This is a genomic window from Pseudoalteromonas sp. McH1-7 (genome assembly GCF_013366255.1).
GTDB classification, from domain to species: domain Bacteria; phylum Pseudomonadota; class Gammaproteobacteria; order Enterobacterales; family Alteromonadaceae; genus Pseudoalteromonas; species Pseudoalteromonas peptidolytica.
In genome coordinates this window covers 220,086-245,607 of sequence record NZ_JABWPQ010000002.1, presented here as the reverse complement: position 1 = coordinate 245,607, position 25,522 = coordinate 220,086, and the positions used below count along the sequence as shown (strand labels likewise).

The following is a 25,522-nucleotide window of genomic DNA, read 5'->3' as shown; positions in this document are numbered from 1 at the left end:
TATGCTGAGGTACCTACGCTCTGTAGGCAGGCAAAAATTTCGCTATTGAGTTGCTCTAAATAAACAAGACACTTTTAACGCAGTTCGCATCAGATTTACTCCTTCAAATTGAGTCGGCATTATACAAACCAGTACCACTCCGCCAAGTTACTTTAAACGCTCTGCCGTTATTTTATTCACATAGGCATACTCTTAAGATTGTCACAATCGTGAAAGTCATCCCTTTAATGCCGATACAAATTCCCTATATTGTACTGTGTAAACTGATACAAAGAATATTAACTGCTATTGATATGCTACTACCCTCTTGAATTGTAAGGATTTAAAATAAATTTCTAATTGGCCTGAATATTGCTTTTACCTAATGAGTCAAATTTTTGGAGTGAGATAATGGCAATCAGTTTCGATAAAGCGTTGGGTGTACATCAGCACACAATGCTACTTCGTTCTCAACGTGCTGAAATTTTAGCAAGCAATATCGCAAATGCAGATACTCCAGGATATAAAGCGAAAGATATCGATTTTGCGAGTGCCTTGAAAGCGGCAAAGTCATCGCAAAGAAGCGGCAATGATATGGTCAGAACAGATGCCAAGCACCTAAGTGGTGGTACTAAAATGAGTAATTCATCTGAGCTATATCGTTCGCCAAATCAAGCAGATACAGGTGATGGTAACTCAGTTGATATACAGGTGGAACGAAACTTGTATGTACAAAACGCATTAGAGTACCAAGCCAGTATGCAGTTCCTATCTGGTAAGTTCAAAGGGCTTAAAAAAGCTCTAGGTAGTCAAGGGGCATAACGATGAGTTTATATAACGTTTTTGATATAGCAGGTTCTGGCATGAGTGCACAAAATGTGCGCCTGAATACGACCGCGAGTAATATATCTAATGCAAACTCCGTTAGCTCTAGCCAAGATAAAGTATATCGAGCTAGACATCCCGTTTTTGCCGCTGAACTTACCAAGGCCGCAGCGTCTCAAAGCAATGCTGCCGGTTCATCTGTAGGAGTTAAAGTGCTGGGTGTAGTTGAGAGTGATAAGCCACTTCAAGTGGAGTATAACCCCAATCATCCCAGTGCAGATGCAAATGGCTACATTTATAAACCGAATGTGAATGTGGTGGAAGAGATGGCAAATATGATTTCAGCGTCCCGTTCATATCAAACCAATGTACAAGTTGCAGATGCAGCAAAACAGATGCTGACAAAAACGCTGCAACTAGGCCAGCGCTAATTGGGAGTAACAGCTGATGAGTAATAACGTAAATGCCACATCAACGGGTGTAGATTCACTCTACTGGGACAGGCAAAAGCAGGCCGAGGAGCAAAAGCCCAGAGATGAGTTGTCGCAAGAAGACTTTTTCTCGCTACTTACTCAACAGCTGTCCTTTCAGGATCCGAGTAAACCTGCTGATAATGACCAGATGATTGCGCAAATGACGAGTTTTACAATGGCTGAGGGGATTTCGAAGCTTAATGAGAACTTTGACTCGTTAGCAGCATCCATGACTTCAAACTCGGCATTACAAGCGTCAACATTAATTGGTAAAAAGGCGTTGCTGGAGTCTACGACACTAGAGCATGGTGGAGATTCCTTATCTAAAGGCTCTGTTATTGTTCAAGAGCCGGTACAGAATTTATCCGTAGGAATTTATGACGAAGCTGGTGCCCTGGTGAATACATTAGAGCTCGGTGAGCAAAGCGCCGGTGCTGTGAGGTTTACGTGGGACGGTAAAAATAAAGACGGTGAAACAATGCCTCCGGGTGAGTACACCATCAAAGCTGAAGGGATGATTGAAGGTGAGTACCAGACACTTCCATCTGCGACATTCAGAAATATAGATAGTGTGAATGTTAATGGTGCAAATGGCATCGTTATTAACACGAAAGAAGGCGCGGTGCGCTTAACTGACATTGCTGAAATAGCATAATAGTTTTAGAGAATTAACCTTAAGAAATTAGAGGTGAGAGTATGAGTTTTAACATAGCATTGACAGGTATTGCGGCCGCGCAAAAAGACTTGGATGTAACGGCAAATAACATCGCTAACGTAAACACCACAGGCTTTAAAGAGTCTCGAGCAGAATTTGCTGATGTATACGCTTCGTCTGTTTTTAGTTCAGGTAAAACGAAAAATGGTGATGGTGTGCAAACCACTATGGTTGCGCAGCAATTTCACCAAGGTTCACTCAAGTTTACACAGAATTCACTTGATTTGGCGATTGAGGGTGAGGGCTATTTTGCCATGTCAAACTCATTACAGTCACAGGACTTCACGTATTCTAGAGCTGGCGCGTTTAAACTCAATAAAGACAACTTTATTGTAAACGCCAAAGGTGACTATTTGCAGGGGTTCCCAGTTGACCCCTCAACAGGTGATACCACATCATTGAGTTTGAGTACCACGTCGCCAGTACAAATCCCAGACGCGTCAGGCTCGCCTCGTGCCACATCTCAGATTTATACGTCGTTCAACCTTGATGCAACGGTTCAGCCACCGACGATTGCGTTTGACCCAGAGCAACGCGCGTCGTATAACTCCAGAACGGCTATTACCGTGTATGATTCGCTTGGTGAGTCTCATACGCTACAGCTATTTTTCAGAAAAACAGCTGACAATGAATGGTCTACCTATGCAACGTTAGATGACAAACCGTTTAACCATAATGCCAGACAGATTGATCCGACGGCAACGCCACCAATTCCGTATACGCCTGTCAGTGTATTTCGCTTTGATGCCAGTGGTATTCCATCACAGACTGCTGCTGACCCATCAGCAACGCCGCTAGTTTTTAATAATAATACCGGTTCGACTTTTAACCCGCTCAGTCTGGCAGGCCCACAAGACGCAACGGATCCGACAATTGGTATGTCGAATTTGCTTGATAATGGTGCGACTTTTCCCAATGATATTGTCGTAAACTGGCGCGATGAAGCAAACACAGCGCAAAAGCTGCCGACTCAATACTCGTCAGGTCGATTTGAAGTAAAAGCATTGGAACAAGATGGTGCCACAGTTGGCCGTTTGGCGGGAATTGATATTGGCTCTGATGGTAAGGTAGTTGCATCTTACACTAATGGCGACTCCACTTATTTAGGTCAAGTTGCATTAGTACGTTTTCCAAATTCACAAGGCCTACAAGCGATAGGCAATACTGAATGGAAGAAGAGTCTATCCTCTGGTGAACCACTAGCAGGGGAACCTAACACTGGTACTTTAGGTAGTATTAGCTCTTCAGCCTTAGAGCAGTCAAACGTAAACTTAACTAATGAGCTGGTTGACTTGATAAGCGCACAGCGTAATTTCCAGGCTAACTCGCGAGCACTCGAAGTTAATTCAACATTACAACAGAATATATTACAGATACGATAATATATTATGCCCTCCAAAGGCTGCTTCTCAAGCAGCCTTTTTTATTCCCGTCAAAAACACTTCACCATTTTGGCATTGAGTTTGCATTACATATACCAAGTTAGAATTTTATAGGTCATCGTCATGGATAAAATGGTGTATATCGCGATGTCAGGCGCTAAGCAAAGCTTACGTGGTGTGGCGTTAAAAGCGAATAACCTAGCAAATGCCAACACGACTGGCTTCAAAGCGGACTTTGCACAGGCTCGTTCAATGCAGGCATTTGGTGAAGGGTTACCTACCCGTGTGTTTGCAATGCAAGAGCGCCCAGGAACTAATATGACTGGTGGGGCAATAGTCGAAACCGGTCGGGAGCTAGATATAGCTGTTGATGATAAGTCTTGGATCAGTGTTGTTGACGCATCAGGCGAAGAAGCATATACCAAAGTTGGTACGTTGAATATTCGTAATGACGGTGCGTTAGTTACTGCTCATGGGCGTCAACTTATTGGCGAAGGTGGGCCGATTGTTCTACCCATACCTGTAGATAAAGTGGTGTTTAGCGATGATGGCTCCATTCAAGTTCGTCCACAAGGAGCGCCTGCTAATTTTCTAGAGGTTGTTGATAGGCTGAAGATTATAAAGGCTGACAGCAACAAACTAGAAAAAGGAAATGACGGCCTATTCAGGCCCAAAGAAGACACTTTGGAAGATGGGTTCTGCGGTTTTTGTGAGGTATCACCTACCGCCAAAGTGATGAGCGGCTTCCTAGAAATGTCTAATGTAAATCCAGTTCACGAGATGGTTGATATGATCAATCATCAAAGACAATTTGAAATGCAAATTAAGCTGATGAAAACAGCTGAAGAAATAGATGAGCGACACACTTCGCTCCTACGCATAGTTTAAGAGTGAGGTAGAAATTATGAATCCTGCATTGTGGATAAGTAAAACCGGTTTGGATGCACAACAAACTGATATTTCAGTTATCTCTAACAACTTGGCTAACGCCAGTACTGTTGGATATAAAAAGAGTCGTGCGATTTTTGAAGATTTGTTATACCAAAATATTAACCAGCCAGGAGGAAGAAGCTCTCAGGATACAGAGTTGCCTTCAGGTCTGATGCTTGGGGCCGGTGCTAAAGTGGTGGCTAACCAAAAGAATTTCTCACAAGGCAACATGTTGAGTACAGAAAACTCTTTAGACTGGATGATCCAAGGCCCTGGTTTTTTTGAAATACAAATGCCGGATGGAACGACGGCCTATTCTCGCAACGGACAATTTACCACTGATGAAGAAGGTCGCGTCGTCACATCAGGTGCCGGCTTCCCGGTGTTGCCAGAGATGAACGTGCCAGATGATGCTCAATCAATCACTATATCGCAGGACGGTGAAGTATCAGTCCGTGTTGCTGGTCAAGCTGAAAATGTTGTTATTGGCCAGTTGACTATTAGTGACTTCATTAACCCTTCAGGTCTAGAGCCGATAGGGCAGAACTTATATACAGAGACAGCGGTAAGTGGTGCTCCAGTGCAAGGTAACCCAAGTGTAGAAGGGCTTGGTAAAATTGTTCAAGGAGCACTCGAGACATCGAACGTAAACGTTACTGAAGAATTAGTTAATCTGATTGAAACGCAGCGTGTCTATGAAATGAACTCTAAAGTTATCTCATCTGTTGACCAGATGTTGAGCTACATTAACCAGCAGTTGTAACTGGGTAGGGGGTAATATGCGTGCATTATATTTGGCCATAGTAACGGTAGCTGCATTGTCTGGATGTAGTACGACCCAAAACAAAAGTGTGGTGCGTGATGACCCGTATTATGCACCGATTTATCCTGAAGATAACCAAGTACAGATAGTAGCCACAGGATCACTGTTTAATACACAATTTTCAAATGATTTGTATGCAGATAAAAAAGCGTTGAGGGTCGGGGACATTATTACGATCGTGCTGCGCGAGACGACTCAGGCAACAAAAGCAGCTAATTCAGAGTTAGATAAGTCAAGTGACTCAAGCCTAGATCCCATTATTGGTTTGGGTGCCAACGCAATAAACATAGGTAATGAAGCTATTCAGTTTGGTGCGAAATCGAGCTCGTCATTTTCAGGCGATTCGAAGTCGAATCAGTCAAATAGTCTGTTTGGCAATATTTCTGTGAATGTGACGCGTGTTCTACCTAATGGAAATTTGGTGATCCGTGGGGAGAAGTGGTTAACACTTAATACCGGAGAAGAGTTTATTCGACTGGAAGGGCTGGTTAGACCGCAAGATGTGACTGCCGATAACACGGTCGAATCTAATCGAGTTGCGAATGCGAGGATCCAATATTCCGGTAAAGGCGATCAACAAGAAGTACAAAGTGCGGGTTGGTTAACTAGTTTCTTCATGAGTGCCATCATGCCATTTTAAGGATGCAGAAAATGATTCAATTTCTTAAGTATTTTCTCTTTAGTTGCGTTACTGCATCACTAATATTTTATCCATCCTTCGCGGCTGCAGAGCGGGTAAAAGACGTCAGTATGGTTGAAGGTGTTCGTTCGAACCAACTAGTGGGGTATGGACTAGTGGTTGGTCTTCCTGGAACTGGGGAGCAAACCAGATTCACAGAGCAAAGCTTCAAAGCAATGCTTAATAGCTTTGGGATCACTATGCCCGCATCGCTTAAGCCGAAAATCAAGAATGTGGCTGCGGTGGCAGTACATGCTGATTTACCTCCTTTTGTGAAGCCTGGTCAAACCATTGACGTGACGGTTTCATCGATTGGTAGTGCTGGTAGCTTGCGCGGCGGTACTTTATTGCAAACCTTCCTAAAGGGGGTTGACGGTAACGTATACGCTATTGCCCAAGGAAGTTTGATTGTTGGCGGGTTAGGTGCAGACGGTGCTGATGGCAGCCGGGTCGTTATTAATACGCCTACAGTTGGACGAGTGGCTAATGGAGCAACTGTTGAGCGAGCAGTCCCAAGTCCATTTACACAAGGTGATTATATTACCTTCAACCTTAATAGACCTGACTTCACAACTGCAAAGCGTCTGGCTGATACCATTAACGATTTGGTGGGACCAAATAGTGCAAAGCCGATGGACGCTGCCTCTGTTAGAGTAATTGCACCGCGCGACCCATCACAGCGTGTCGCCTACCTTTCGACATTGGAAAACCTTGAGTTTAAACCTGCGGACACCGCCGCTAAAATTATTGTCAACTCAAGAACTGGGACTATTGTGATAGGAAAAAATGTCAAACTTCAACCAGCGGCTATTACTCATGGTGGACTGACAGTGACGATTGCTGAACAGCAAAATGTTTCACAACCTAATGAACTCGCAAATGGTGAAACTGTGGTTACACAGCAAAGTATCATTGATGTGGATCAGGATGACTCTCGTGCATTTGTATTTGACCCAGGCGTTAGCCTTGACGATTTAGTAAGAGCCATTAATCAAGTCGGGGCCGCTCCGGGGGATTTGATGGCGATTCTAGAAGCATTAAAAGAGGCTGGTGCTATAAATGGTCAATTAGTCGTCATATAGTGTTTTATTATTAATCAATTAGTTAGCCTCACAATAGTGAGGCTTTTTTTGGCTCGTATATTGCATTGTTTGAACTATAGAATTGTAAATAGTGCGTAGTGTTATGAATACCGATCAGTTAAAAAATCAAAGCTTTTTCGATTTAGGGAACCTTGACTCGATCCGTAAAGAGGCACTCAAGGGAGCTGGTGATCAGGGAGCGTCAGATCAAGCACTGAAAAAAGCTGCACAGCAGTTTGAATCGATTTTCACACAGATGTTATTGCAAAGTATGAGAAAAGCGAATGAAGCGCTGGAAGATAAAGATAGCCCTTTCAACTCTAGTGGCGTGAAATTCTTTGAAGAAATGCACGACCAGCAACTTTCTATGCACTTATCTGAAAAAGGTAGCTTAGGACTTGCAGACCTTATCGTGCAACAACTATCGCCTAACTCTGAGAAGTATAAGCCAGCTTCTGTCCTACGTGCTGACGCTGACATTGCGACCAACCAACCAGCTCCAACAACAATAAAGCGGTCAGATGCTTTGAGCACACAAAATAGTGATGAACAAACAGGGTTTGGTTCGCCTAAAGAATTTGTCGAAAGTGTCTGGAACTATGCGCAGTCAGCTGCGAAAAAGCTGGGGTTAAATCCTGCGGTAATGGTTGCACAAGCAGCATTAGAAACAGGGTGGGGCAAACACATTATTAGCAAACATGATGGTAGCAGCAGTTTTAATCTCTTTAATATTAAGGCTGATAGCCGTTGGGATGGAGAGAGTGCCAAAAAATCGACGCTTGAGTTTGAAGGCGGGTTGCCTGTGAAGAAGCAAGCACATTTTCGTGCTTATCATTCATTAGAGCAAAGTTTTAATGATTATGTCAGTTTTCTCCAAGATAACCCGAGATATCAACAGGCGCTCGCCAAAGCCGAAGACAGTCATGCCTATCTTGATGAACTACAAAATGCGGGTTATGCGACTGACCCAAATTATGCCAACAAAATTAAGTCTGTTTTAAAACGCATAGATATATCCGATTTGGTATCTGGTGCGTTAACAAAGGGAGTCAGATGAAATGTCATTTGATCTATTAAACATTGGAGCTGCAGGAGTTAGAGCAAACTCAGAATTACTGCAAACTACCAGTAAAAACATCGCAAACCTAAATACCAAAGGTTATATCCGTGAGAGAACAGAACACGGTACGATGATAGGTGGTATGGTTGGCCGTGGTGAAACCGTGCGCCTACTTAATCAGTTCGCACAGCAACAGTTGAACCGAGATATTTCAAACCAATCTTATTACGAGCAGTTTGTGACTGAGTCCAGTCGCGTTGATACGTTATTTGCTCAAGAGTCTAACAGCCTGAGTAAAAGCATTAACGCAATGTTTAATAATCTTCAGAGTGCAGTCAACCTACCATCATCTACCACAAACCGATCTCTATTTATGACAGGTGCACAGGGATTAATTGATCAAATGGACAGGTTGTCAGGTATCGTAGTTGATCAAAGTAGTATTGTGAATGATCAGCTCGATATTTTTTCGCAAGAGGCAAACAACTTAGTACAAAAAATTAGTGAGTTAAACAAACAAGTGGCGAGCCAGTCAGCGCTTAACCTTAATAGTGTTGATCACAGTGTGCTCAACGAGCGAGACCAAGCAATTAAAGATCTAGCTGAACTGGTAGATATTGAGACACTCGATGGTGAAAATGGCGAAAAGCTTGTTTTTCTTGGCACGGGTGATGCCCTTGTTATGCAAGGAGGTGCGTTTAACTTATTTTCAAATAAAGGAGATCCTGATCCCAACCACAAATCACTTGTTCTGGATATCAAAGATAAAAATGTTGTGCAGTTAGAGTTAGATAGTGGCAGTTTGAAGGGAAAAATAGGTGGATTACTTGCTTTTAGGGACGAAGTATTAATTCCAGCACAAAATCAACTGGGTCAGATAGGACTTGCACTAGCGGATGCCTTTAATCAACAAAATAAGTTAGGGATGGACTTAGACGGTAATATAGGTGGAGACTTGTTTAAAATCCCTACTGTAGGTGGTTTTGCTTATAGCGATAATACCGGTACAGCTACATTAACGGCAACGCTCGAACCTGGTCGCGGCAATGAGTTGCCTGCGACTGACTTTCAAGTCACTTACACCAGCCCGACAACGGTAGAAATTACCGCAGTAGATGCTAAAGGCAATCCTATTGGTAGCCCTACAACTGGCACCATTGCCGCTGGTGTTATAACGGGTACTGGGGATTATTTTGGTTTGCAAATGAATGTCACCGGTGCTGGGGCAACCGGAGATAAATTTCTAGTAAAACTAAATCAACAAGCGGCTACAAGTCTAGAACTAGCGACACAAAGGCCTGAAGCGCTGGCACTGGCATCGCCTATTCGTACTGAAAAATCTGCTGATAATAACGGAACGGCGACAATTTCAGCGGGTACGGTAACGGATACCGACCCAACAACAAGTGCATTTACGGCCACTACGCCGCCAACATTAAATGATGGCCCGTATACGTTAACTAAAACGGCAAATGCTGATGAGTACACATTGACTAGTGCGTCGGGGGTGAATCACACCTTTACCGCGCCTGCTAATGGTAAAGATATCCTATCGACAGTTGGCGCAGCTCCTGCACCGTTTAATAATCTTGGATTCACATTCGACATTGAAGGAACGCCGAATACAGGTGACAGCTTCAAGATTAGTTTTAATACAGGTGGTTTTGATGATAACCGTAATGGTGCTGCGTTAGATGGCCTGAAGTCGTCAGATTTAGTGAGACAGAATGTGGAGTCTACCGGCAGCACCGAAAGTCATAAAACGTTTAACGAGGCGTATGCCGATATTGTGACGGGTGTTGGTGTTATCACCAACCAGGCAAAAACAAATAGTGCAGCATTTGAGGCACTTGCTAGCCAATCCAGTGCCTGGTTTGAATCTTTATCTGGCGTAAACTTGGATGAAGAAGCTGCAAACCTATTACGTTTTCAACAATCATATTCAGCATCAGCGCAGGTGATATCTGCAGCTAGAACTGTATTTGATACCTTATTAAGTGCCGCGAGGTAATTATGCGTTTATCTCAAAATCAAATTTTTAATTCAAATCTCAATTCTATTTTGCGTAATCAGCAAGATGTTAATAAAGCCACACAACAGCTTAATACTCAAAAGCGGGTATTGAGTGCGTCAGATGACGCTTCCGCGACCGCCAGAGCAATGTTGTTTGACGATAGAATTCAAGCAAACGATCAATACACAAAAAATTTAACGATGTTGTCATCGCGGTTGGATACCCAAGAGTCGGTTTTGGAAAATATTAAAACAGCGATAGATAGTGCGTATGCAAAATCCATTCAGGCGGGTAATGGTGGCCTGTCGGATGTTGACCGTGCATCAATTGCTGACGAGTTAGAATCAATCCAAGACACAATTTTGGATTTGATGAACTCCAAAAGCGAAGATGGAAAGTTTATATTTTCTGGCTATCAAGACAATACGCAAACTTACAGCTTCGATTCAGCGAGCGGAGAGTATGTTTACAACGGCGACCAAGGTCAACATAAAATAAAAATAGCAGAAAGTGTTGAAGTTCGTTCAAGTGACAATGGCTTTGACGTTTTTGAGAGTGCAGACAAACGCCTCAATATCACTTCAAATACAGGGGTTGTATCTGGCGGGGTGACTTCGGCATCTGTCTATGTTGATGAGCAAGCAGTATTTGATAAATTTCACAAAGCAAACTACAACGCAGACCCTGCCGCTCCTGCAGGAGCGAATACTTTTGATTTAGTCATAGCTGCAGGCACACCAAACACCTATCAGTTGGAGCAAGGCGGTACGGTTATCTCGACAGGTACCTTTGAAGGTAATGCGGTAAAAGTAGCAGGGATGGAGTTTAAGTATGATGGCGCAGCACCCGGGCAAATCAGCTTTGATTTAGAAAAGCCTCAGAAAGAAAATATTCTTAACACGTTGGAATCTATGATCACCTCTTTACGAGACCCAAGCATTACGGGGGAAGATTACAAACAGGTACTTGCGGATGGCATTACGGGTTTGGATAACGCAAAGATAAAGGTATCACAGGCTCAAGCAGGACTTGGTGGCAGACTTAATGCTGCAAAATTGGTCGAACAAGCTAACTCAGATCTTGATGTGGATAACAAAGCTAATAAAGCAGCGCTGATGGAAGTTGACTTTTACTCTGCGATTTCTGAGCTTACTAAGCATGAAACCGCCTTGCAGGCCTCTCAAGCTACATTTGGTCGTTTAACTAACCTTTCTTTACTGGACTACATTCGTTAAAACGCAGCCTTTACAGGCTGCTTCCCCTACAACTACTAAAACTTTACCTTTCTCACCCAACAGTTTGAATTATATATAGTTAGTAATTATTTAAGGCTGGTAATGTCTTGCCGTCAAAACTTTGTCAAATAGTTTGGTTTCAAGATAAAAATCTATACTAATCATGATGATAAATTTTTTTTAAAAAAAACACTAAAGGAAATATTTTGCCGACCGATAACTTAATTAACCAAGCCGGAGAGTGAAAAACATTCAAAGGTTGGAAAAGAATCTAAGTTTGAGAGTGAAAGACTCGATTTAAAGTGGGAGAACCATCATGGCACTTTATGTAAATACTAACGTAAGTTCATTGAACGCACAAAGACAATTAATGAATTCTGGTAACTCACTAGATACATCATTCAAGCGTCTATCTTCAGGCTTTCGTATTAACAGCGCAGCTGACGATGCGGCAGGTCTACAAATTTCAGACCGTTTAACATCACAAATTAATGGTCTAAACCAAGGTAATCGTAACGCAAACGACGGCATCTCTCTAGCACAAACTGCTGAAGGTGCAATGGACGAAGTTACCTCAATGTTCCAGCGTATCCGTACGCTAGCACAACAAGCAGCAAACGGCTCTAATACTGACGAAGATAGATTGGCGATTCAAGAAGAGATCCAATCTCTATCAAAAGAAGTAAACCGTGTTGCAGCAGATACAACGTTTGGTGGTCAAAACCTACTTGACGGCTCATATGCTGCTAACTTCCAAGTAGGTGCCGATGCTGTTCAAACAATCAGCTTCAGTATGCAAACTGTAGGCGCGACTACGAACAGCTTAGTGGCAAATGGCGGCTTTACGCTTTCAGGTATCGCAGGTATTGCAAGTGGTGTAACCGGAGCTTCGTTGAGTGCAACTGCCGGAACGATCAGTACTTCTGTTGGGGTTTCAGCGGATGCAACAAGTTTCTCTGGTGTTTTCACTGCATCAGGTATTTCAGTATCGACACAAGCTAATGCGCAAGCAGTAATGGCCGGTATGGATGCTTTGATTGCAGTAGTTGATAAGAAACGTGCTGAGCTTGGTGCGGTACAAAACCGATTCCAGTCAACAATTCGTAACCAGTCGAATATTGCTGAAAACTTATCTGCTGCTAAATCACGTATCAAAGATACAGACTTTGCGCAAGAAACGGCAAACTTAACGAAAATGCAGATCCTTCAACAGGCTAGCCAAACAATCTTGAGTCAGGCTAACCAGCGTCCTCAGGCTGCTTTGAGTCTACTAGGATAAGCATAGGAAGGTAAAGGTGCCTAGGCCGAATGGGGTATTTGCCTAGACACCGAATTGGATGATAAAGCGGAGGAGCTTAAAATCCAACTGCGTTCATTTAAACAATGAACACGTTAAGTAAAGCACATAGCATGCCAACTTTGTGCTGGAAAAATGACACTCACTCTCAAAATTAAAACAAAAGAGGCTCTTGGGCCTCTTTTTTATATAGATAGTTTATTGACGCAAGTTGGGGAGCCCCTGAGAACTGAGTCATCACTAATAACGCCTTCTTATGCTACTGTTGTAAATTACTCTTTGCGACTGGTCATAGCAGAATTAAAGAAAAATATTATTACTGCTAATCTTCTGATATTTCGCAGTTGAAACTCCTGTATTGATCTAGGTTGTTTGGCAGTACAGCAACGCAATAGAAGTTGCTACAACTACTTTCCTACTTCAACTCGCTCACTCTCTCAACTTATGCTATTGCTCAACTAGGGAATCTAACTTTTTGATAAATAGTGATTTTTATTGCCTGATTTTTGCGCTGGCTGCGTTGAATTCACTTCTAATGGCCAGCTATTAATGCGTAAATTTGCCTTGCCTACAGGATGCAAACACCTTAACGAGAGCAGGACGCGGAAGCGGTGTTTTCCATAAAACTCTCTGGCTAGACAAGGAAAAACTAAGTTATGGCTTAGCAGCAATGAGTTGGAAGACTCCTTATCTAAACCTCAGGTTAGATAATTCCTATCGACTTCACTATTTAGAATACGTATTTTATTGTTGGCCTGCATATTGCTTATATCTTGTCAGAGTTAATTTTGGCGTCAAAGTGGCAATTGGTTGCCTTAGTTGGTTGAACACCCGATGCATAAGTGCCGCTTTGTCATTTAACTATCTATCAATTAGATAATTGATTTGACAAAAAGAGAGTGAGTTATGGCTTTATATGTAAATACTAATGTCAGTGCTATTAACGCACAAAGACAACTAACTAATTCTGGCAATGAACTAGATACTTCTTTTAAACGTTTATCATCAGGTATGCGCATCAATAGTGCGGCAGATGATGCGGCTGGTCTACAAATTTCCGACCGTCTTCAATCACAAATTATGGGTCTGAATCAAGGAAACCGAAATGCTAATGATGGTATTTCTTTGGCACAGACTGCAGAAGGGGCGATGGATGAAATTACGTCGATGTTTCAGCGGATCAGAACGCTTTCACAGCAAGCAGCTAACGGCTCTAACACTGATGAAGACAGGTTAGCGATCCAAGAAGAAATCCAGCAGCTAGCCAAAGAAGTCAACCGTGTTGCCTCCGACACCACGTTTGGTGGTCAAAACTTGCTTGATGGCACATACGCGGCTAACTTCCAAGTTGGCGCTGATGCCGTTCAGACAATAGGCTTTAGTATGCAGTTTGTTGGGGCAACGTCTAATAGTATGGTGTCAAATGGCGGCTTTACTTTGTCAGGTATTGCTGGTATCGCAAGTGGTGTAAGTGGCGCCTCTCTTAGCGCTGTTGCAGGCTCCATTAGTACATCTGTTGGAGTCTCGGCTGATGCGACAAGCTTCGCTGCAGTTTATACAGCATCTGGTATATCTGTATCAACTCAAGCCAATGCTCAAGCGGTAATGGCTGGTATGGATGCGTTAATTGCAGTAGTGGATAAAAAACGTGCCGAATTAGGTGCAGTTCAAAACCGCTTCCAATCTACAATTCGAAACCAAGCGAATATATCTGAGAACTTATCAGCTGCAAAATCTCGAATTAAAGATGCCGATTTTGCTTTAGAAACGGCCAAGCTGACAAAGAACCAGATCCTACAACAGGCAAGTCAGACCATACTCGGCCAGGCTAACCAAAGACCGCAAGCAGCATTGAGCTTACTTCAAGGTTAAAACTGAATAATCAAATTATTTAAAAAAAAGCTAAAGCTTTTTCTTTGTCAGTCGATAGCAGAGTTAGAGAACTATAACTTTAGGACTCTAACTCGTCGAAGCTGAAGGGTAGGGGTATCCCGACGCTTTGATTAAAATTGATAAAGCGGAGGCTATTATGGCTTTATATGTAAATACTAACGTTAGCTCATTAAATGCGCAGCGTCAGTTAATGAACTCTGCGAATTCACTTGATACGTCCTTTAAAAGACTATCTTCAGGTTTTCGTATAAATAGTGCGAAAGATGATGCTGCTGGTATGCAGATATCTAATCGTCTCACAGGTCAAATCAATGGTCTGAATCAGGGCATTCGAAATGCAAATGATGGTATATCATTAGCACAAACAGCCGAAGGTGCGCTAGATGAAACAACACAAATGTTTCAGCGTATTCGCACATTGGCACAGCAGGCTTCTAACGGCTCTAATACTGATGAAGACCGCTTAGCAATACAAGAAGAGATCCAGTCGCTATCTAAAGAAGTGAATAGGGTTGCTGCAGATACCACATTTGGTGGTCAAAACTTGCTTGACGGTAGCTATGACGCAAACTTCCAAGTTGGTGCTGATGCCGTGCAAACGATCAGTTTTAGTATGCAAAATGTGGGTGCTACTACAAATAGCTTGGTTGCTAATGGCGGGTTTACTTTGTCGGGTATAGCTGGTATTGCTAGTGGCGTAACCGGTGCTTCTTTAAGTGCGACAGCGGGAAGCATTAGTACCTCAGTAGGTGCTTCAGCAGATGCAACTAGCTTTTCTGGTGTATTTACTGCCAGTGGTATTTCGGTATCTACACAAGCAAATGCGCAAGCAGTTATGGCTGGTATGGATGCGTTAATCGCAGTAGTTGACAAGAAGCGTGCTGAGCTAGGTGCGGTGCAAAACCGTTTCCAGTCTACGATACGAAATCAATCAAACGTTGCCGAGAATTTGACGGCTGCGCGATCTCGTATTCAAGATACTGACTTTGCACAGGAAACTGCAAATTTAACAAAAATGCAGATTCTCCAGCAAGCAAGTAGTTCAATTCTTAGCCAGGCGAACCAGCGTCCACAAGTGGCGTTATCGTTGTTAGGTTAATGAACAACAGTAGCGTCAAGTTTGTGAATAATTCACGAACTTGACGTATACTGTAAACTAGGTTTATTTCGGAGGTGTGTTGTGAAAGAAATACAAGTTTCAACACATTCGGGGCCAAATGTTTTGCAGCAAAAGCCTGACGAATTGTCAAAAGATGAACGTGGAGCTGAGACGACAAGAGCAGTAGAGCAACTAGAAACAGGGCGAGACACGCACAAAGCTCGTGAAGACGAGCAAAGCAAAAAAAGTAACCTGGTTGCTGAAGTAAAGCAAAATCTTGAAAAAGTAAATCAGTTTATTCCCGTCACATCGACGAATTTACAATTTGAGTTTGATGAAGAGGGCGATCCGCCGATTGTCAAGGTAATAGATTCAGAGAGCAATAAAGTGATCCGCGAGATACCATCAGAGGAGTTTAGGGAAGTGGCTAAAGCATTGGAAGAGTTTGCCGATAAAGTATCTAGTAGAGGTTTGCTGTTCGATGAAACAGCATGAATTATCTTAAGGGGGAGTTATGCCATTAATTACTTCAGCTGGTGTAGGTTCAGGGCTTAACCTTGAAAGCATTATCAAAGCATCGATAGATGCCGAAAATGTTCCTAAAATGCAGGCGTTTACCAAGAAAAAGGAGTCGTTGACTGTAGAACTTTCCTCTATTGGTGAAGTGAAAGGTGCGGTTTCAAAGCTCCAAGATACGATGGAAAAGTTAGCAGACTCAAAAAACTTTGGTAAACGAGTCGCTAATATAAGACAGCCAACTGCGGGAGATATTATAAGCGTAACGCCTACCTCTGATATTTCTACAGGTAACTTTAAAGTCGCAGTCAAGCAACTTGCTGAAGGCAGCCGAGTTGTGTCTGCCGACGCTTCTTTTGATTCTACCGATTCCGTAGTCAGTGCTTCTGGAGGAACATTGACCTTCGGTGCGGGTGCAGATAAGGCTTTTACTCTTGATGTGGCGGCTGGTATGACGCTTGCAGAATTACGAGATGCAATAAATTCCTCAGACTCAAATTTCGGTGTGACTGCTAATATTGTTAATACAGGAAACACAAGTGTCGGTTCTAAGTTAGTGCTAACGTCAAACGTTACAGGCGATGGAAATAACTTGACCATCACGTCTGATACAGCTGAACTAGACGCTGTCAGCACATCTCCATTTGCAGGTGGTACAGCTGGTATGACCTCGGTTCAGGACGCGCAAAATGCTGTAATCACTGTAGACGGGTTAGAGGTAACTAGCTCAACAAATACTTTTAAGAATGCCGTACAAGATATGACAATTAAGGCATTGGAAGTGAGTGAAGGCAATGATATTGACGGTTATGAAACCGCAAAATTGAATATCGACTACGACCGCGAATCAGTGACAAAGTTGGTTGATGAGTTTATCGCAAACTACAATAACCTTATAGGTATGATAGGACTGCAAACTAGAGCATCAAAGCCCCTGAATGGTGACTCTTCTATGAGGTCGTTAAGCGACCAGTTAATTACTACGCTGTCATCAGAACTAGTTGATGCTGGGCCGTTTGAATCAATTTTTGATATAGGTATCGGTGTGAAAGATGACGGTTACCTTGAAAAATCATCCCTAGTCCGAAGCTTAAATGAAGCAATGGATGAAAATTTTGATGATATTGGCACGGCATTTGCTGGTGAAAACGGTGTTGCTAAGAAGCTTGAAGAGTTGCTTGGCAACTATGCTGATTCCAGTGGTATCTTGAAGCAGAGGCAAAATAGCTTAAATAGCCAGCTTGAAGATTTAAAAGATGATGTTAGCAACCACGAATACAGAATGGAATCGTTGGAAGAAAGTCTCAGAAAGAAATATGCTGGTTTGGATGTTTTAATTGCACAGATGCAACAAACTCAATCTTATCTGGGAGCACAGCTAGCGAATTTACCTGGTTTTACAAAGTCTAAATAAATTTAGGGGCAATGGTTATGTATAATGCTCGAGTAAAAAATTACCAAAGAGAAGCGTTAAAAACGAGAGTTGCAGGGGCTGATCGATATGAGATAATACAGATGTTGATGGCTGGTGCTGTTGAAAAGCTCGTACTTGCGAAAGTATCAATAGAGAAAAAGCAGCTAGAAGCAAAAGCAGAGCATCTGTCAAAAGCGTCGGCAATAATTGAAGCGCTTAGAAGCAGCTTAGATTTTAAAGTTGGTGGTGAGGTGACTGAGAACCTCTTCGCTCTTTACTCTTACATGCTTGACAGATTGCTCGATGCGTCAATTAATAACGATCCGGCGTTAGTTGATGAAGTTAGTAGCCTTCTTAAAGAAATAAAGTCTGCTTGGGATGCGATTCCGTCGGAGATCAGACACAAAACAATCGCCGAGAACCAAGACAGTTATAATGTCGGGTAACGTACTAAAGCAGTTATTTGCTCGGCTTGAATTGATCCGAAAAGACATTCAAAATGGGGAGCTGGATAGTGCTTCAAGCTTAGAGTCTTCATTAGCTGAAGACTTGAAGGAATACATCTCCGAAAAAAGGACGAGAAGTCAAGCTGAAGTTGATGAGCTTAGAATTATCGCTGAGGAATACGGAAAAATAATCAGTGAGGTTGCTGAGCTACAACACTCTACGCGAAAAGAGTTACTTGAACGCAAGCAAAATAATAAAAAAGTTCTTATCTATAAGCAGTTTCGTTAATATGACCGATGACAAATCCCTAGAAAATCAGATTCAAGAATTATCAGATATCGCTGTCACTTCAATTGAGCAGTCAAGAAGAGAAGCGGAATTTGCAACAGAGGCAAATCGCAGGTTTGCAGATAATTTAAATAGCTTCTCTCAATATTATCCCAGCATTGCACAGGCTATTGAAGAGTATAACGTTGACGAAAATTTTTGCCTACATGTCGAGTCGGATGGTTTCGCTAATATAGACGTTCTGAAAAATAATGCGAGATTTTATTCCAGTGAACCCTCAAAGCAAATTGAGCAGCAAGTCGAAAAAGCGATAGCGGCTCCCGTTTTTACACTTACCGAGTACACGAAAAATAATTCTGACTATAGAGACATGCGGGTGCATGTCCGATATATGAGAGAGCTATCAACGTACCTACAATCGCTTTCAGACGCCGGTGAACCTCGAAAACTAACAAAGCTACCCGAGCACTTTCCAACCGCAATGATATTTGGTGTTGGATTGGGTTACCATATTCCTAAGTTACTCGATCATACATCATTCTCTTATACCTTTATAATTGAACCGGATTTTAAGCTGTTTTTTGCAAGCCTATTCTGTATAGATTGGTCAAAAATAATTAAAGATATAGACTCTAGCGGTGGCTGTTTATTCTTTTATTTAGGTTGTAAACCTGATGAGTTGGTGGGTGAGCTGAAAAAAACAGTTGAAAACATTGGTGCATTTTCAATAGTTAGAAGTTTCTGTTATCAACACTATCCGTTACCTGACATAAATGAAAGTATTGCTAACTTTTTCAAAGATTATTTTCAGTTTCAATTTGGTCATGGATTTTATAACGACGCAGTAACTGGGCTCTCACACTCATATTTTAATGTTGCCAAGGGTGTACCATTTTATGACGCAAAGCGAGCTCCTGTTTCAGAGTTTAAAGATGTCCCAATCATAATCGTTGGCAATGGCCCATCATTGGATGTGTGTCAAGATTTTATCATCAATAATCAAGACAAAGCGATTATATTTGCTTGTGGTACAGCGTTGACTTCATTGTTAAAAATGGGAGTGATGCCTGACTTTCATATTTTAGTTGAACGTCCTTATCGGAACTATCAAGCGGTTCTGGATATGGCTCCAAAAGAGGTATATTCAGAACTCAACTTGCTCGGCGTTAACACTATTTATCCTGATACCGTTGACCTCTACAAGTGGGTAGGCTTTTCCTTAAAAGGAAATGAAGCTGGAACAGATTTTATTAATGTTCAGTTAGCTAAAAAAGGGCATCGAGGCTTATCAACAACCGCATACTCAAACCCATTGGTGTCAAATACTGGTTTATCATATGCCTTACACTTAGGGTTCAAGAATATATATCTTTGCGGTGTTGATAACGGCCGTTCGGTAGATGGTGCTTCACACTCGAAACTAAGTGTCTACAGCGATGAGAATAAGGAAACCCAATTTAAGTACTGGCCGATGAAGCTAGATGGCAGCGCGTTACCTGGCAATTTAGGCGGTGTCGTTGAAACTAATCAGACCTATAGAATGTCTAACCGCCAGCTGGAAGACCTAATTTCTATCAAACCTGCGACAATATTTAATATCGGTGATGGTGCTTTAATCAAAGGCACTTTGCCGACAACCGCAAGTGATTTGATGGATTTGGATTATCACTTTGATAAGCAAAATATCATTGGGAAAATTAAAGCAGAATTTGAGGATCTAGGATTACAAGGGTTAGGTAATCAGTCTTTAGACAGAGAGCTGACGCTTGAAGTATTCGACCACCTAATTTCAATTGCTAAGGAGAGTGTTAGCACCGTTAACGATGCTTCTAATAACTTGCAACGGCAAGAGCGATATTTATTTGCCTTTAGAAACACTCGCTATAGTCACATTTTTCATATAATTAAAGGATCTTTGCTTTACTATCATTGTCCTATGATCACTCACTTATTTAAGTATGATGACAGCGAAAATTCTTTGGGGATATATAAAGACTTAAATCAGTTATGGATAGCCTATCTAGAAGAGATGAAAGAGCACTGTTCTGCCCAGCTGCTAGAAAAGTGTGACTGGGAGCTATACCATAGAAATTAACAAGGATGGACTTTAGGTAATGCGGCTCTCTCTGAGACCGGCATTACCTAGAGCGTCGTTCATACATAATGTATAATATTTTCTTCCCAGCCGTAGCCAATACAGGATTCATAAATAGCGAAATATGCTGATTTAGAACAAATGATAATGACATCCTCTTTACCTAGCGTCAGAGATTCTGGTTTTATGCAGTTGTGTCCATTAAAGCTAGCAGCTTGAGGGTTCGAATCCACAAGAGCAGTAGGGGCTTTACCAAAAAAGTGAAGCATTTGTATCCATTGTTCACTTGTGGGGCTCACACCCCATAAATAAATGTCTCTAGCTTTAAGGCATCGCATAAGTGCTTCGGCTAGTAAAGGACCATCAAACTTATGTGTGTGTAGTTCAAGGCTTGAAGCTCTGACGGAATAAGTTGGTGGAATAAGGTCTGATGTGGGGGGAGTAGTTGCTGGTAACGCGTCAAAAATAAGGCGCCACCATTTCTTAGCCGACTCGGAGCCACACTTTAGACGGTTTGAAGCTATAATTTTGTAGCGAAAAGTCTTTTCAGATTTATCAGAGAACCGTAGCTTTTTAAGTATAAGCTGGAATTCCGTGAATAATGTTGAGTATTGACCTGATTGTATTGCAAGGTCACATAATCCATTAATGATGCTATTTGATAGTTCTTCATTTGGTTTTTCAATGTGGGCTATTGCCTGTTTTAAGATAAATATGTTTGCACTGAAAGCTTTTTTTTGGTCTGAAGAGCGGCTTTGAGGCCTTTTTTTGTATATTACACCGACATCATGACTAACGATGGTATGTATATTTGAGAACGCGAGTTTTACGTGAAAATCGTAATCTTCAAATGATTCACCTATAGGTCCTTCATGACCAAAACCTCCTATATTCTCAATAGCTGATCTTGGATATAAACCACAATGGAGTGGTGCAATATTACCTTGAAAAATTGCGTCTAAAAAGTTATCAAACTTTGGAGTGCCTTCAATACTCTTCTTCCCAAAGACAGTTCGATAACCAATAAATGAAATAGTGTCACTGCTATTTAGTAGTTGTTTAACTTGGGTCTCTACGCATGTTGGTAGCAACTCATCATCTGAATCTAAGAACTTGAGATATTCCCCTTCACAAAGCTTAACGCCATAATTTCTTGCTTTTGCAACGCCCTGGTTTTTCTGATGAACGAGTTTTACATTAGGAGGATACAATTGAAAATCAATATTGAGTTTAGGCACAGAGCCGTCATCGATAATGATCACTTCTATATTGGTGTATGTCTGCTCAATACAGCTTTGAATTGCATAGTGAACATTTGTAGGATCATTGAAGCATGGTATTATAATGGAAACAAGAGGTTGTTTCTTTAATTGATTTGGAGAATGCTTTAGTTGTTTCATGTATACTCACTATTTCATAAGTCAAAGGTTCGAATATTTAGATTTAAGTATTTTTCATTTGAGCCGATAATAAAATTATATAGTATTACCAACAATATTTATGTCACAACAGTATCCTCAATTCTCGATTGTGTTACCTACAAAAGATAGGCCGGAGCTCGTCCTCCACTGTTTGAAACTTTTGCTGGAGCAAGATTTTCAAAATTATGAAATTATCATATCTGATAACGGCACCATTCCTCTGACCGAAACCAAAGCGCTTTGTGAGCTACTTTCAAACGTAAAAGTCAAATATGTACGCCCAATTAATCGACTCAATATGTGTGAAAACTGGGAATATGCTATACAATTTGCTAAAGGTGAATGGGTAACAATAATATCTGATAAGTTCATGTTTACAAAGCACTTTTTGTCATCGATCTCGAAGCTGGAAAACCTACATAGTTATGACGTCGTAACTTGGCAGTTTGAACATTTCGAGTGCAAAGAAGTAAACAATGAGCGTTTAAATGGTGAGTACCACCCTTTAATGAAGCCTTATAACAGCATTGAGTATTCAGCATCGGAAGAATTAGAGCGGAGATTTGAATTTTCTCAGCCGCTTTTTTATCGAAAATACCGTAACAGAAACAATTATGGGAAGATATATAGCGGTTTTGTTCGAAGTTCTGTTATAAAAAAAGTAAAAGAAAATTTTGGTTTAATTTTCCCGCCTTGTTCACCTGATTTTACTTCTATGCTAGGGATATTAAATGAAAACCCTAAGTGTCTAGATATAGGGATCAGTTTAATGTTGGTCTTAAATGTTCCAGAATATTCCTATGGAGAGCAAACTAAGAAATCGATCGAAAAATGTATTGAAAGCTCCACCTACTACTTCAGTAGCAAGGAGAAATTCAGAGAGTCAATGCTATTTAAAGGTGTGTGGTTTGGGCATAGCGCCAATATATCAGCCGACTATTTAAGGGTGTCACAGCTGTCACAATATGGATTGCTAAAGCAAGCAGAGGTCAATAAAGTTAACTTCTTGGGTTGGGCACTAAAAGAAGCACAGAATATTGATGAACCAGACTCCTGTGAAAAAGAATTATTGCTTTTAGAAATAAATAATCAGCTTAGCAAGTTCAGGGGGTCTCCACGCTTAGAAGATGATGTAGAGGCATGTGAATATGAAATTTATCATAGCGGGTTGATTAAATCTAACGTTCCTGTAAGTAATGTTGCAGCTTCAGAACTCGCTAGTTTACATTGGGAGAAAGGTATAGCAGCACCGAGAAAGAGTGTTTTTGAGAATGGATTATCTATTTACGATGCTATCAAGTATCAACAAGACTATGTCTGTACTTCAGTGAAGATGTTAGGGCTAAAACATGCTTTTTAAAGAAGCTGAAAGCTTTGATATTGGTTTTGTGGTCTTTGACTCACCGGGGCTTGACTTATTTGAATTATTTATCAATGAATTGAGTAAAAATAAAAGCTTTAAAATATTGGTAATAAAAGATTCTGATTTCTCTGATGAAATTGAGCGAAGAAGTAACGTATTTTTTTGTGGCGCAAATGAAAAGTATAAAATTGAAAGGTGCTATTTGATTGTATTTCCAGAATCGAATTTTCCCTTTGAAATTTTAACCTACTACAAAGGTTTCAGAGTCTTATTGCCCCATGGTCCTGATATACCTATTAAGAAGTCTTTAAAAGAATATGGTGGTATATTTGATTTTGACTTCATTCTTGCGATTAGAGAATGGATCCCATTTGATGATTCATTATGGCGAGATTCTATTCCAGTTGAATTAGATTATCGTAATTTTAGAGGGACAAGAATCGTTCCGTTTGGTTCGCCAAAATTAGATTATCTTAAAAGCTCATATGAGGGAGGATCAGATATTATATATCATCTCTCAAACCTTGATATTGAGTGTCAAGAGAAGCTTCAGTACTTACCCTCTATTATAGATTCTTTACTTAAAATTTTTCCAAATAAAAAGTTAGTCTTTAGGCCATTTCCACAAGACTTAGAGCATCCGTTGATAAAAAGCGTACGAGAACGATTTAAGGAACAGAAAAATTTCTTTTTCAGTGACTCAAAAAGCTATATTTATGATTATAAAAATGCTGGTACTTTTATTTGTCACCGTCAATATAGTGAGCATGTATTCTTTGAAGCATCGAACTGTCCAATTGTAGTTTTAGAGCTAGAGGAGTACATAAAAGACCCAAACTATTTGAGTGTTGCAACAAAAAAAGCTAAGCCTCAATTATCAAAACGGCCTTATTTTAACCAAGGAGCATCTGTTGATAGCTTTGTGGACTTTTACCGTCAGCTAAGGGAAAATAGCGGATCAACTCTGAGTGGCTTTCCTACATTTGGTAAGGTCAGCAATACTACGACAGACGAAAGAATTTACGAAGCATATCTCCTCGGTAGTAAGCCATATCATTGGCTAGCCGTTAAGCATTTTCTCATCTTTAGCAATGTACTATCCGTTAAATTAATTCTAGATTCGTTTTCCAAGACAAGTGACTATAATGGTTCAGGCTTACAAAGTTTTTTTTGGTCAAGCAGCTTTGAAATAGTAAAGTCTTGGTTTTGCGTGGATAAAAATAAGAAGTATGCATGTGAACTTTTTGAAATATTAAGCGCGATAGAAAATAGCTATAGTGTGGAGCTTTTAAACACATTAGGCAATGAGCCAGATTCATGGCTTAGTGTGAATACTTTTCAAAGCTTAAATAAAAAGAAAAAAGAAAAAAGTCTATATTTAAGGGGTAATAATGTAGCAGTTGTTAGTCTGGAAGATTTTTTTGAAGAAGTAGACTCTATACAAATATATGGCTCATCAGAATTAGCCGCTGAGGTGATAAAAAAAGCGCCACATCCAAAAAAGGTAGCACGAGTGGTTGATTCTGATCCTAACAAATGCGGAACTCGAGTAGAGGGTGTATTAATTGAGGATGCTTCTTCATTAAATAATAAAGATGGGCCAGTTTTGATTACTTCACTCTCATCGTATGAAGAAATTTTATACTCTGTTTCTAATAACATAAACGAAGAACTAGAGTTTTTCTATTTTAACTAACTGCCTTTGATTGGAGAATATTGTGACTAAAGCTGTTATTTTAGCTGGAGGCCTTGGTACTAGGATTTGCGAGGAGTCACATCTTCGTCCGAAGCCAATGATTATGATAGGAAGTAAACCCATACTATGGCATATAATGAAAATCTATTCAGCCAATGGAATCAATGATTTTATAATATGTTTAGGGTATAAGGGATATATAATTAAAGAATATTTCGCGAACTATTTTCTACATATGTCAGATGTAACATTTGACATGTCTAAAAATGAGATGACAGTTCACCAAAAGCATGCGGAGCCTTGGAAAGTCACTCTAGTCGATACTGGAGACACAAGTATGACTGGTGAGAGATTACGAAGAGTAAAAGATTATGTTGGGGACGATACATTTTGCTTCACATATGGAGATGGCGTTACTGATCTGCCGATTCAAGACACTATCTCGTCTCACAGAAATGCAGGAAAGGTTGCTACAGTTACTGCAATTCAACCCCCAGGACGTTATGGGGCATTGGATGTTGATGGTAGTAAGGTTGTCTCGTTTCAAGAAAAGCCAGCTGGAGATGGAGCTTGGATCAATGGAGGCTTTTTCGTGTTAGAACCAGAAGTGTTTGACTATTTAGATGGTATAAACGACAGTTTTGAAGATGCTCCTCTGAGAAAGCTGGTAGCAGATGAACAGTTAAACGCCTATAAGCATAAAGGTTTCTGGCATGCAATGGACACATTGAGGGATAAGAATCAGCTAGAAGCGCTGTGGCAATCAAATAAAGCACCTTGGAAGGTTTGGTGATCA

Annotated in this window: 23 protein-coding genes; 22 read left to right on the top strand and 1 reads right to left on the bottom strand. The window is 41.0% G+C overall.

Annotation, left to right across the window (positions count from 1 at the left end; all coding sequences use genetic code 11):
• The first annotated feature begins 390 nt into the window (after positions 1 to 390).
• From flgB to HUZ36_RS02300, 19 genes are all read left to right on the top strand, one after another.
• Positions 391 to 801: a flagellar basal body rod protein FlgB gene (gene flgB / locus HUZ36_RS02390; protein WP_125252071.1), complete on the top strand. Its 411-nt coding sequence runs from the start codon at positions 391 to 393 to the stop codon at positions 799 to 801.
• Between the two features lie 2 nt (positions 802 to 803).
• Positions 804 to 1,235 (top strand): flagellar basal body rod protein FlgC, encoded by a 432-nt coding sequence (gene flgC, locus HUZ36_RS02385; protein ID WP_125252070.1) that lies wholly within the window; start codon positions 804 to 806, stop codon positions 1,233 to 1,235.
• A gap of 16 nt (positions 1,236 to 1,251) precedes the next feature.
• On the top strand, positions 1,252 to 1,932 hold the full coding sequence (locus tag HUZ36_RS02380; protein WP_147390774.1) for a flagellar hook assembly protein FlgD: 681 nt from the start codon (positions 1,252 to 1,254) through the stop codon (positions 1,930 to 1,932).
• A gap of 41 nt (positions 1,933 to 1,973) precedes the next feature.
• A complete protein-coding gene (gene flgE, locus HUZ36_RS02375) occupies positions 1,974 to 3,374 on the top strand; it encodes a flagellar hook protein FlgE (protein ID WP_128729610.1) in 1,401 nt (466 codons plus the stop codon).
• A 123-nt stretch (positions 3,375 to 3,497) separates the two neighbouring features.
• Entirely contained in the window at positions 3,498 to 4,262 is a 765-nt protein-coding gene (locus tag HUZ36_RS02370; RefSeq protein WP_147390773.1) for a flagellar basal body rod protein FlgF, read from the top strand.
• 16 nt (positions 4,263 to 4,278) lie between these two features.
• Entirely contained in the window at positions 4,279 to 5,067 is a 789-nt protein-coding gene (gene flgG, locus HUZ36_RS02365) for a flagellar basal-body rod protein FlgG (RefSeq protein WP_099640599.1), read from the top strand.
• A 16-nt stretch (positions 5,068 to 5,083) separates the two neighbouring features.
• Positions 5,084 to 5,767, top strand: coding sequence for a flagellar basal body L-ring protein FlgH (gene flgH, locus HUZ36_RS02360; protein WP_125252066.1), 684 nt, complete (start codon positions 5,084 to 5,086; stop codon positions 5,765 to 5,767).
• A gap of 2 nt (positions 5,768 to 5,769) precedes the next feature.
• The gene (locus HUZ36_RS02355; RefSeq protein ID WP_444428300.1) at positions 5,770 to 6,888 is read left to right on the top strand and encodes a flagellar basal body P-ring protein FlgI; all 1,119 of its coding nucleotides are present in this window, start codon (positions 5,770 to 5,772) and stop codon (positions 6,886 to 6,888) included.
• A gap of 103 nt (positions 6,889 to 6,991) precedes the next feature.
• The gene (flgJ, locus tag HUZ36_RS02350) at positions 6,992 to 7,945 is read left to right on the top strand and encodes a flagellar assembly peptidoglycan hydrolase FlgJ (protein ID WP_176031895.1); all 954 of its coding nucleotides are present in this window, start codon (positions 6,992 to 6,994) and stop codon (positions 7,943 to 7,945) included.
• A gap of 1 nt (position 7,946) precedes the next feature.
• Positions 7,947 to 9,959, top strand: coding sequence for a FlgK family flagellar hook-associated protein (locus HUZ36_RS02345; RefSeq protein WP_176031894.1), 2,013 nt, complete (start codon positions 7,947 to 7,949; stop codon positions 9,957 to 9,959).
• A gap of 2 nt (positions 9,960 to 9,961) precedes the next feature.
• Positions 9,962 to 11,197, top strand: coding sequence for a flagellar hook-associated protein FlgL (flgL, locus tag HUZ36_RS02340; protein ID WP_176031893.1), 1,236 nt, complete (start codon positions 9,962 to 9,964; stop codon positions 11,195 to 11,197).
• Positions 11,198 to 11,513: 316 nt separating this feature from the next.
• A complete protein-coding gene (locus tag HUZ36_RS02335) occupies positions 11,514 to 12,476 on the top strand; it encodes a flagellin N-terminal helical domain-containing protein (RefSeq protein ID WP_125252061.1) in 963 nt (320 codons plus the stop codon).
• A 924-nt stretch (positions 12,477 to 13,400) separates the two neighbouring features.
• Positions 13,401 to 14,366: a flagellin N-terminal helical domain-containing protein gene (locus HUZ36_RS02330; RefSeq protein ID WP_128729614.1), complete on the top strand. Its 966-nt coding sequence runs from the start codon at positions 13,401 to 13,403 to the stop codon at positions 14,364 to 14,366.
• Between the two features lie 157 nt (positions 14,367 to 14,523).
• Positions 14,524 to 15,486, top strand: a complete 963-nt coding sequence (locus HUZ36_RS02325) for a flagellin N-terminal helical domain-containing protein (protein ID WP_128729615.1) — start codon at positions 14,524 to 14,526, stop codon at positions 15,484 to 15,486.
• An 81-nt stretch (positions 15,487 to 15,567) separates the two neighbouring features.
• A complete protein-coding gene (locus tag HUZ36_RS02320) occupies positions 15,568 to 15,981 on the top strand; it encodes a flagellar protein FlaG (RefSeq protein ID WP_147389942.1) in 414 nt (137 codons plus the stop codon).
• Positions 15,982 to 16,000: 19 nt separating this feature from the next.
• Entirely contained in the window at positions 16,001 to 17,416 is a 1,416-nt protein-coding gene (fliD, locus tag HUZ36_RS02315) for a flagellar filament capping protein FliD (RefSeq protein ID WP_176031892.1), read from the top strand.
• Between the two features lie 17 nt (positions 17,417 to 17,433).
• Positions 17,434 to 17,862, top strand: a complete 429-nt coding sequence (gene fliS, locus HUZ36_RS02310; RefSeq protein ID WP_176031891.1) for a flagellar export chaperone FliS — start codon at positions 17,434 to 17,436, stop codon at positions 17,860 to 17,862.
• Positions 17,852 to 18,151 (top strand): hypothetical protein, encoded by a 300-nt coding sequence (locus HUZ36_RS02305; RefSeq protein ID WP_128729618.1) that lies wholly within the window; start codon positions 17,852 to 17,854, stop codon positions 18,149 to 18,151. The genes fliS and HUZ36_RS02305 overlap by 11 nt, the downstream gene beginning before the upstream one ends.
• Before the next feature lies 1 nt (position 18,152).
• Positions 18,153 to 20,246 (top strand): motility associated factor glycosyltransferase family protein, encoded by a 2,094-nt coding sequence (locus tag HUZ36_RS02300; RefSeq protein WP_176031890.1) that lies wholly within the window; start codon positions 18,153 to 18,155, stop codon positions 20,244 to 20,246.
• 59 nt (positions 20,247 to 20,305) lie between these two features.
• On the opposite strand, the gene HUZ36_RS02295 is transcribed toward HUZ36_RS02300, so the two are convergent.
• The gene (locus HUZ36_RS02295) at positions 20,306 to 21,646 is read right to left on the bottom strand and encodes a glycosyltransferase family 2 protein (protein ID WP_176031889.1); all 1,341 of its coding nucleotides are present in this window, start codon (positions 21,644 to 21,646) and stop codon (positions 20,306 to 20,308) included.
• 100 nt (positions 21,647 to 21,746) lie between these two features.
• On the opposite strand from HUZ36_RS02295, the gene HUZ36_RS02290 reads away from it, so the two are divergent.
• The 3 genes from HUZ36_RS02290 to rfbF are packed head-to-tail and all read left to right on the top strand — an operon-like array spanning position 21,747 to position 25,519.
• Entirely contained in the window at positions 21,747 to 23,027 is a 1,281-nt protein-coding gene (locus HUZ36_RS02290; protein WP_176031888.1) for a glycosyltransferase, read from the top strand.
• Positions 23,017 to 24,726, top strand: coding sequence for a hypothetical protein (locus HUZ36_RS02285; protein ID WP_176031887.1), 1,710 nt, complete (start codon positions 23,017 to 23,019; stop codon positions 24,724 to 24,726). The genes HUZ36_RS02290 and HUZ36_RS02285 overlap by 11 nt, the downstream gene beginning before the upstream one ends.
• 22 nt (positions 24,727 to 24,748) lie before the next feature.
• On the top strand, positions 24,749 to 25,519 hold the full coding sequence (gene rfbF, locus HUZ36_RS02280) for a glucose-1-phosphate cytidylyltransferase (RefSeq protein WP_125252050.1): 771 nt from the start codon (positions 24,749 to 24,751) through the stop codon (positions 25,517 to 25,519).
• The last annotated feature ends 3 nt before the right edge of the window (positions 25,520 to 25,522 follow it).

Excerpts from the sequence above, each read along its gene's own strand:
- flgB (WP_125252071.1), top strand. The coding sequence starts at position 391 with ATGGCAATCAGTTTCGATAAAGCGTTGGGTGTACATCAGCACACAATG.
- HUZ36_RS02290 (WP_176031888.1), top strand. The coding sequence starts at position 21,747 with ATGTCACAACAGTATCCTCAATTCTCGATTGTGTTACCTACAAAAGAT.
- HUZ36_RS02370 (WP_147390773.1), top strand. The coding sequence starts at position 3,498 with ATGGATAAAATGGTGTATATCGCGATGTCAGGCGCTAAGCAAAGCTTA.
- flgC (WP_125252070.1), top strand. The coding sequence starts at position 804 with ATGAGTTTATATAACGTTTTTGATATAGCAGGTTCTGGCATGAGTGCA.
- HUZ36_RS02330 (WP_128729614.1), top strand. The coding sequence starts at position 13,401 with ATGGCTTTATATGTAAATACTAATGTCAGTGCTATTAACGCACAAAGA.
- HUZ36_RS02380 (WP_147390774.1), top strand. The coding sequence starts at position 1,252 with ATGAGTAATAACGTAAATGCCACATCAACGGGTGTAGATTCACTCTAC.
- HUZ36_RS02305 (WP_128729618.1), top strand. The coding sequence starts at position 17,852 with ATGTCGGGTAACGTACTAAAGCAGTTATTTGCTCGGCTTGAATTGATC.
- flgE (WP_128729610.1), top strand. The coding sequence starts at position 1,974 with ATGAGTTTTAACATAGCATTGACAGGTATTGCGGCCGCGCAAAAAGAC.
- HUZ36_RS02325 (WP_128729615.1), top strand. The coding sequence starts at position 14,524 with ATGGCTTTATATGTAAATACTAACGTTAGCTCATTAAATGCGCAGCGT.
- HUZ36_RS02345 (WP_176031894.1), top strand. The coding sequence starts at position 7,947 with ATGTCATTTGATCTATTAAACATTGGAGCTGCAGGAGTTAGAGCAAAC.
- fliD (WP_176031892.1), top strand. The coding sequence starts at position 16,001 with ATGCCATTAATTACTTCAGCTGGTGTAGGTTCAGGGCTTAACCTTGAA.
- flgL (WP_176031893.1), top strand. The coding sequence starts at position 9,962 with ATGCGTTTATCTCAAAATCAAATTTTTAATTCAAATCTCAATTCTATT.
- HUZ36_RS02355 (WP_444428300.1), top strand. The coding sequence starts at position 5,770 with ATGCAGAAAATGATTCAATTTCTTAAGTATTTTCTCTTTAGTTGCGTT.
- HUZ36_RS02300 (WP_176031890.1), top strand. The coding sequence starts at position 18,153 with ATGACCGATGACAAATCCCTAGAAAATCAGATTCAAGAATTATCAGAT.
- fliS (WP_176031891.1), top strand. The coding sequence starts at position 17,434 with ATGTATAATGCTCGAGTAAAAAATTACCAAAGAGAAGCGTTAAAAACG.
- flgH (WP_125252066.1), top strand. The coding sequence starts at position 5,084 with ATGCGTGCATTATATTTGGCCATAGTAACGGTAGCTGCATTGTCTGGA.
- flgJ (WP_176031895.1), top strand. The coding sequence starts at position 6,992 with ATGAATACCGATCAGTTAAAAAATCAAAGCTTTTTCGATTTAGGGAAC.
- HUZ36_RS02295 (WP_176031889.1), bottom strand. The coding sequence starts at position 21,646 with ATGAAACAACTAAAGCATTCTCCAAATCAATTAAAGAAACAACCTCTT.
- flgG (WP_099640599.1), top strand. The coding sequence starts at position 4,279 with ATGAATCCTGCATTGTGGATAAGTAAAACCGGTTTGGATGCACAACAA.
- HUZ36_RS02285 (WP_176031887.1), top strand. The coding sequence starts at position 23,017 with ATGCTTTTTAAAGAAGCTGAAAGCTTTGATATTGGTTTTGTGGTCTTT.
- HUZ36_RS02335 (WP_125252061.1), top strand. The coding sequence starts at position 11,514 with ATGGCACTTTATGTAAATACTAACGTAAGTTCATTGAACGCACAAAGA.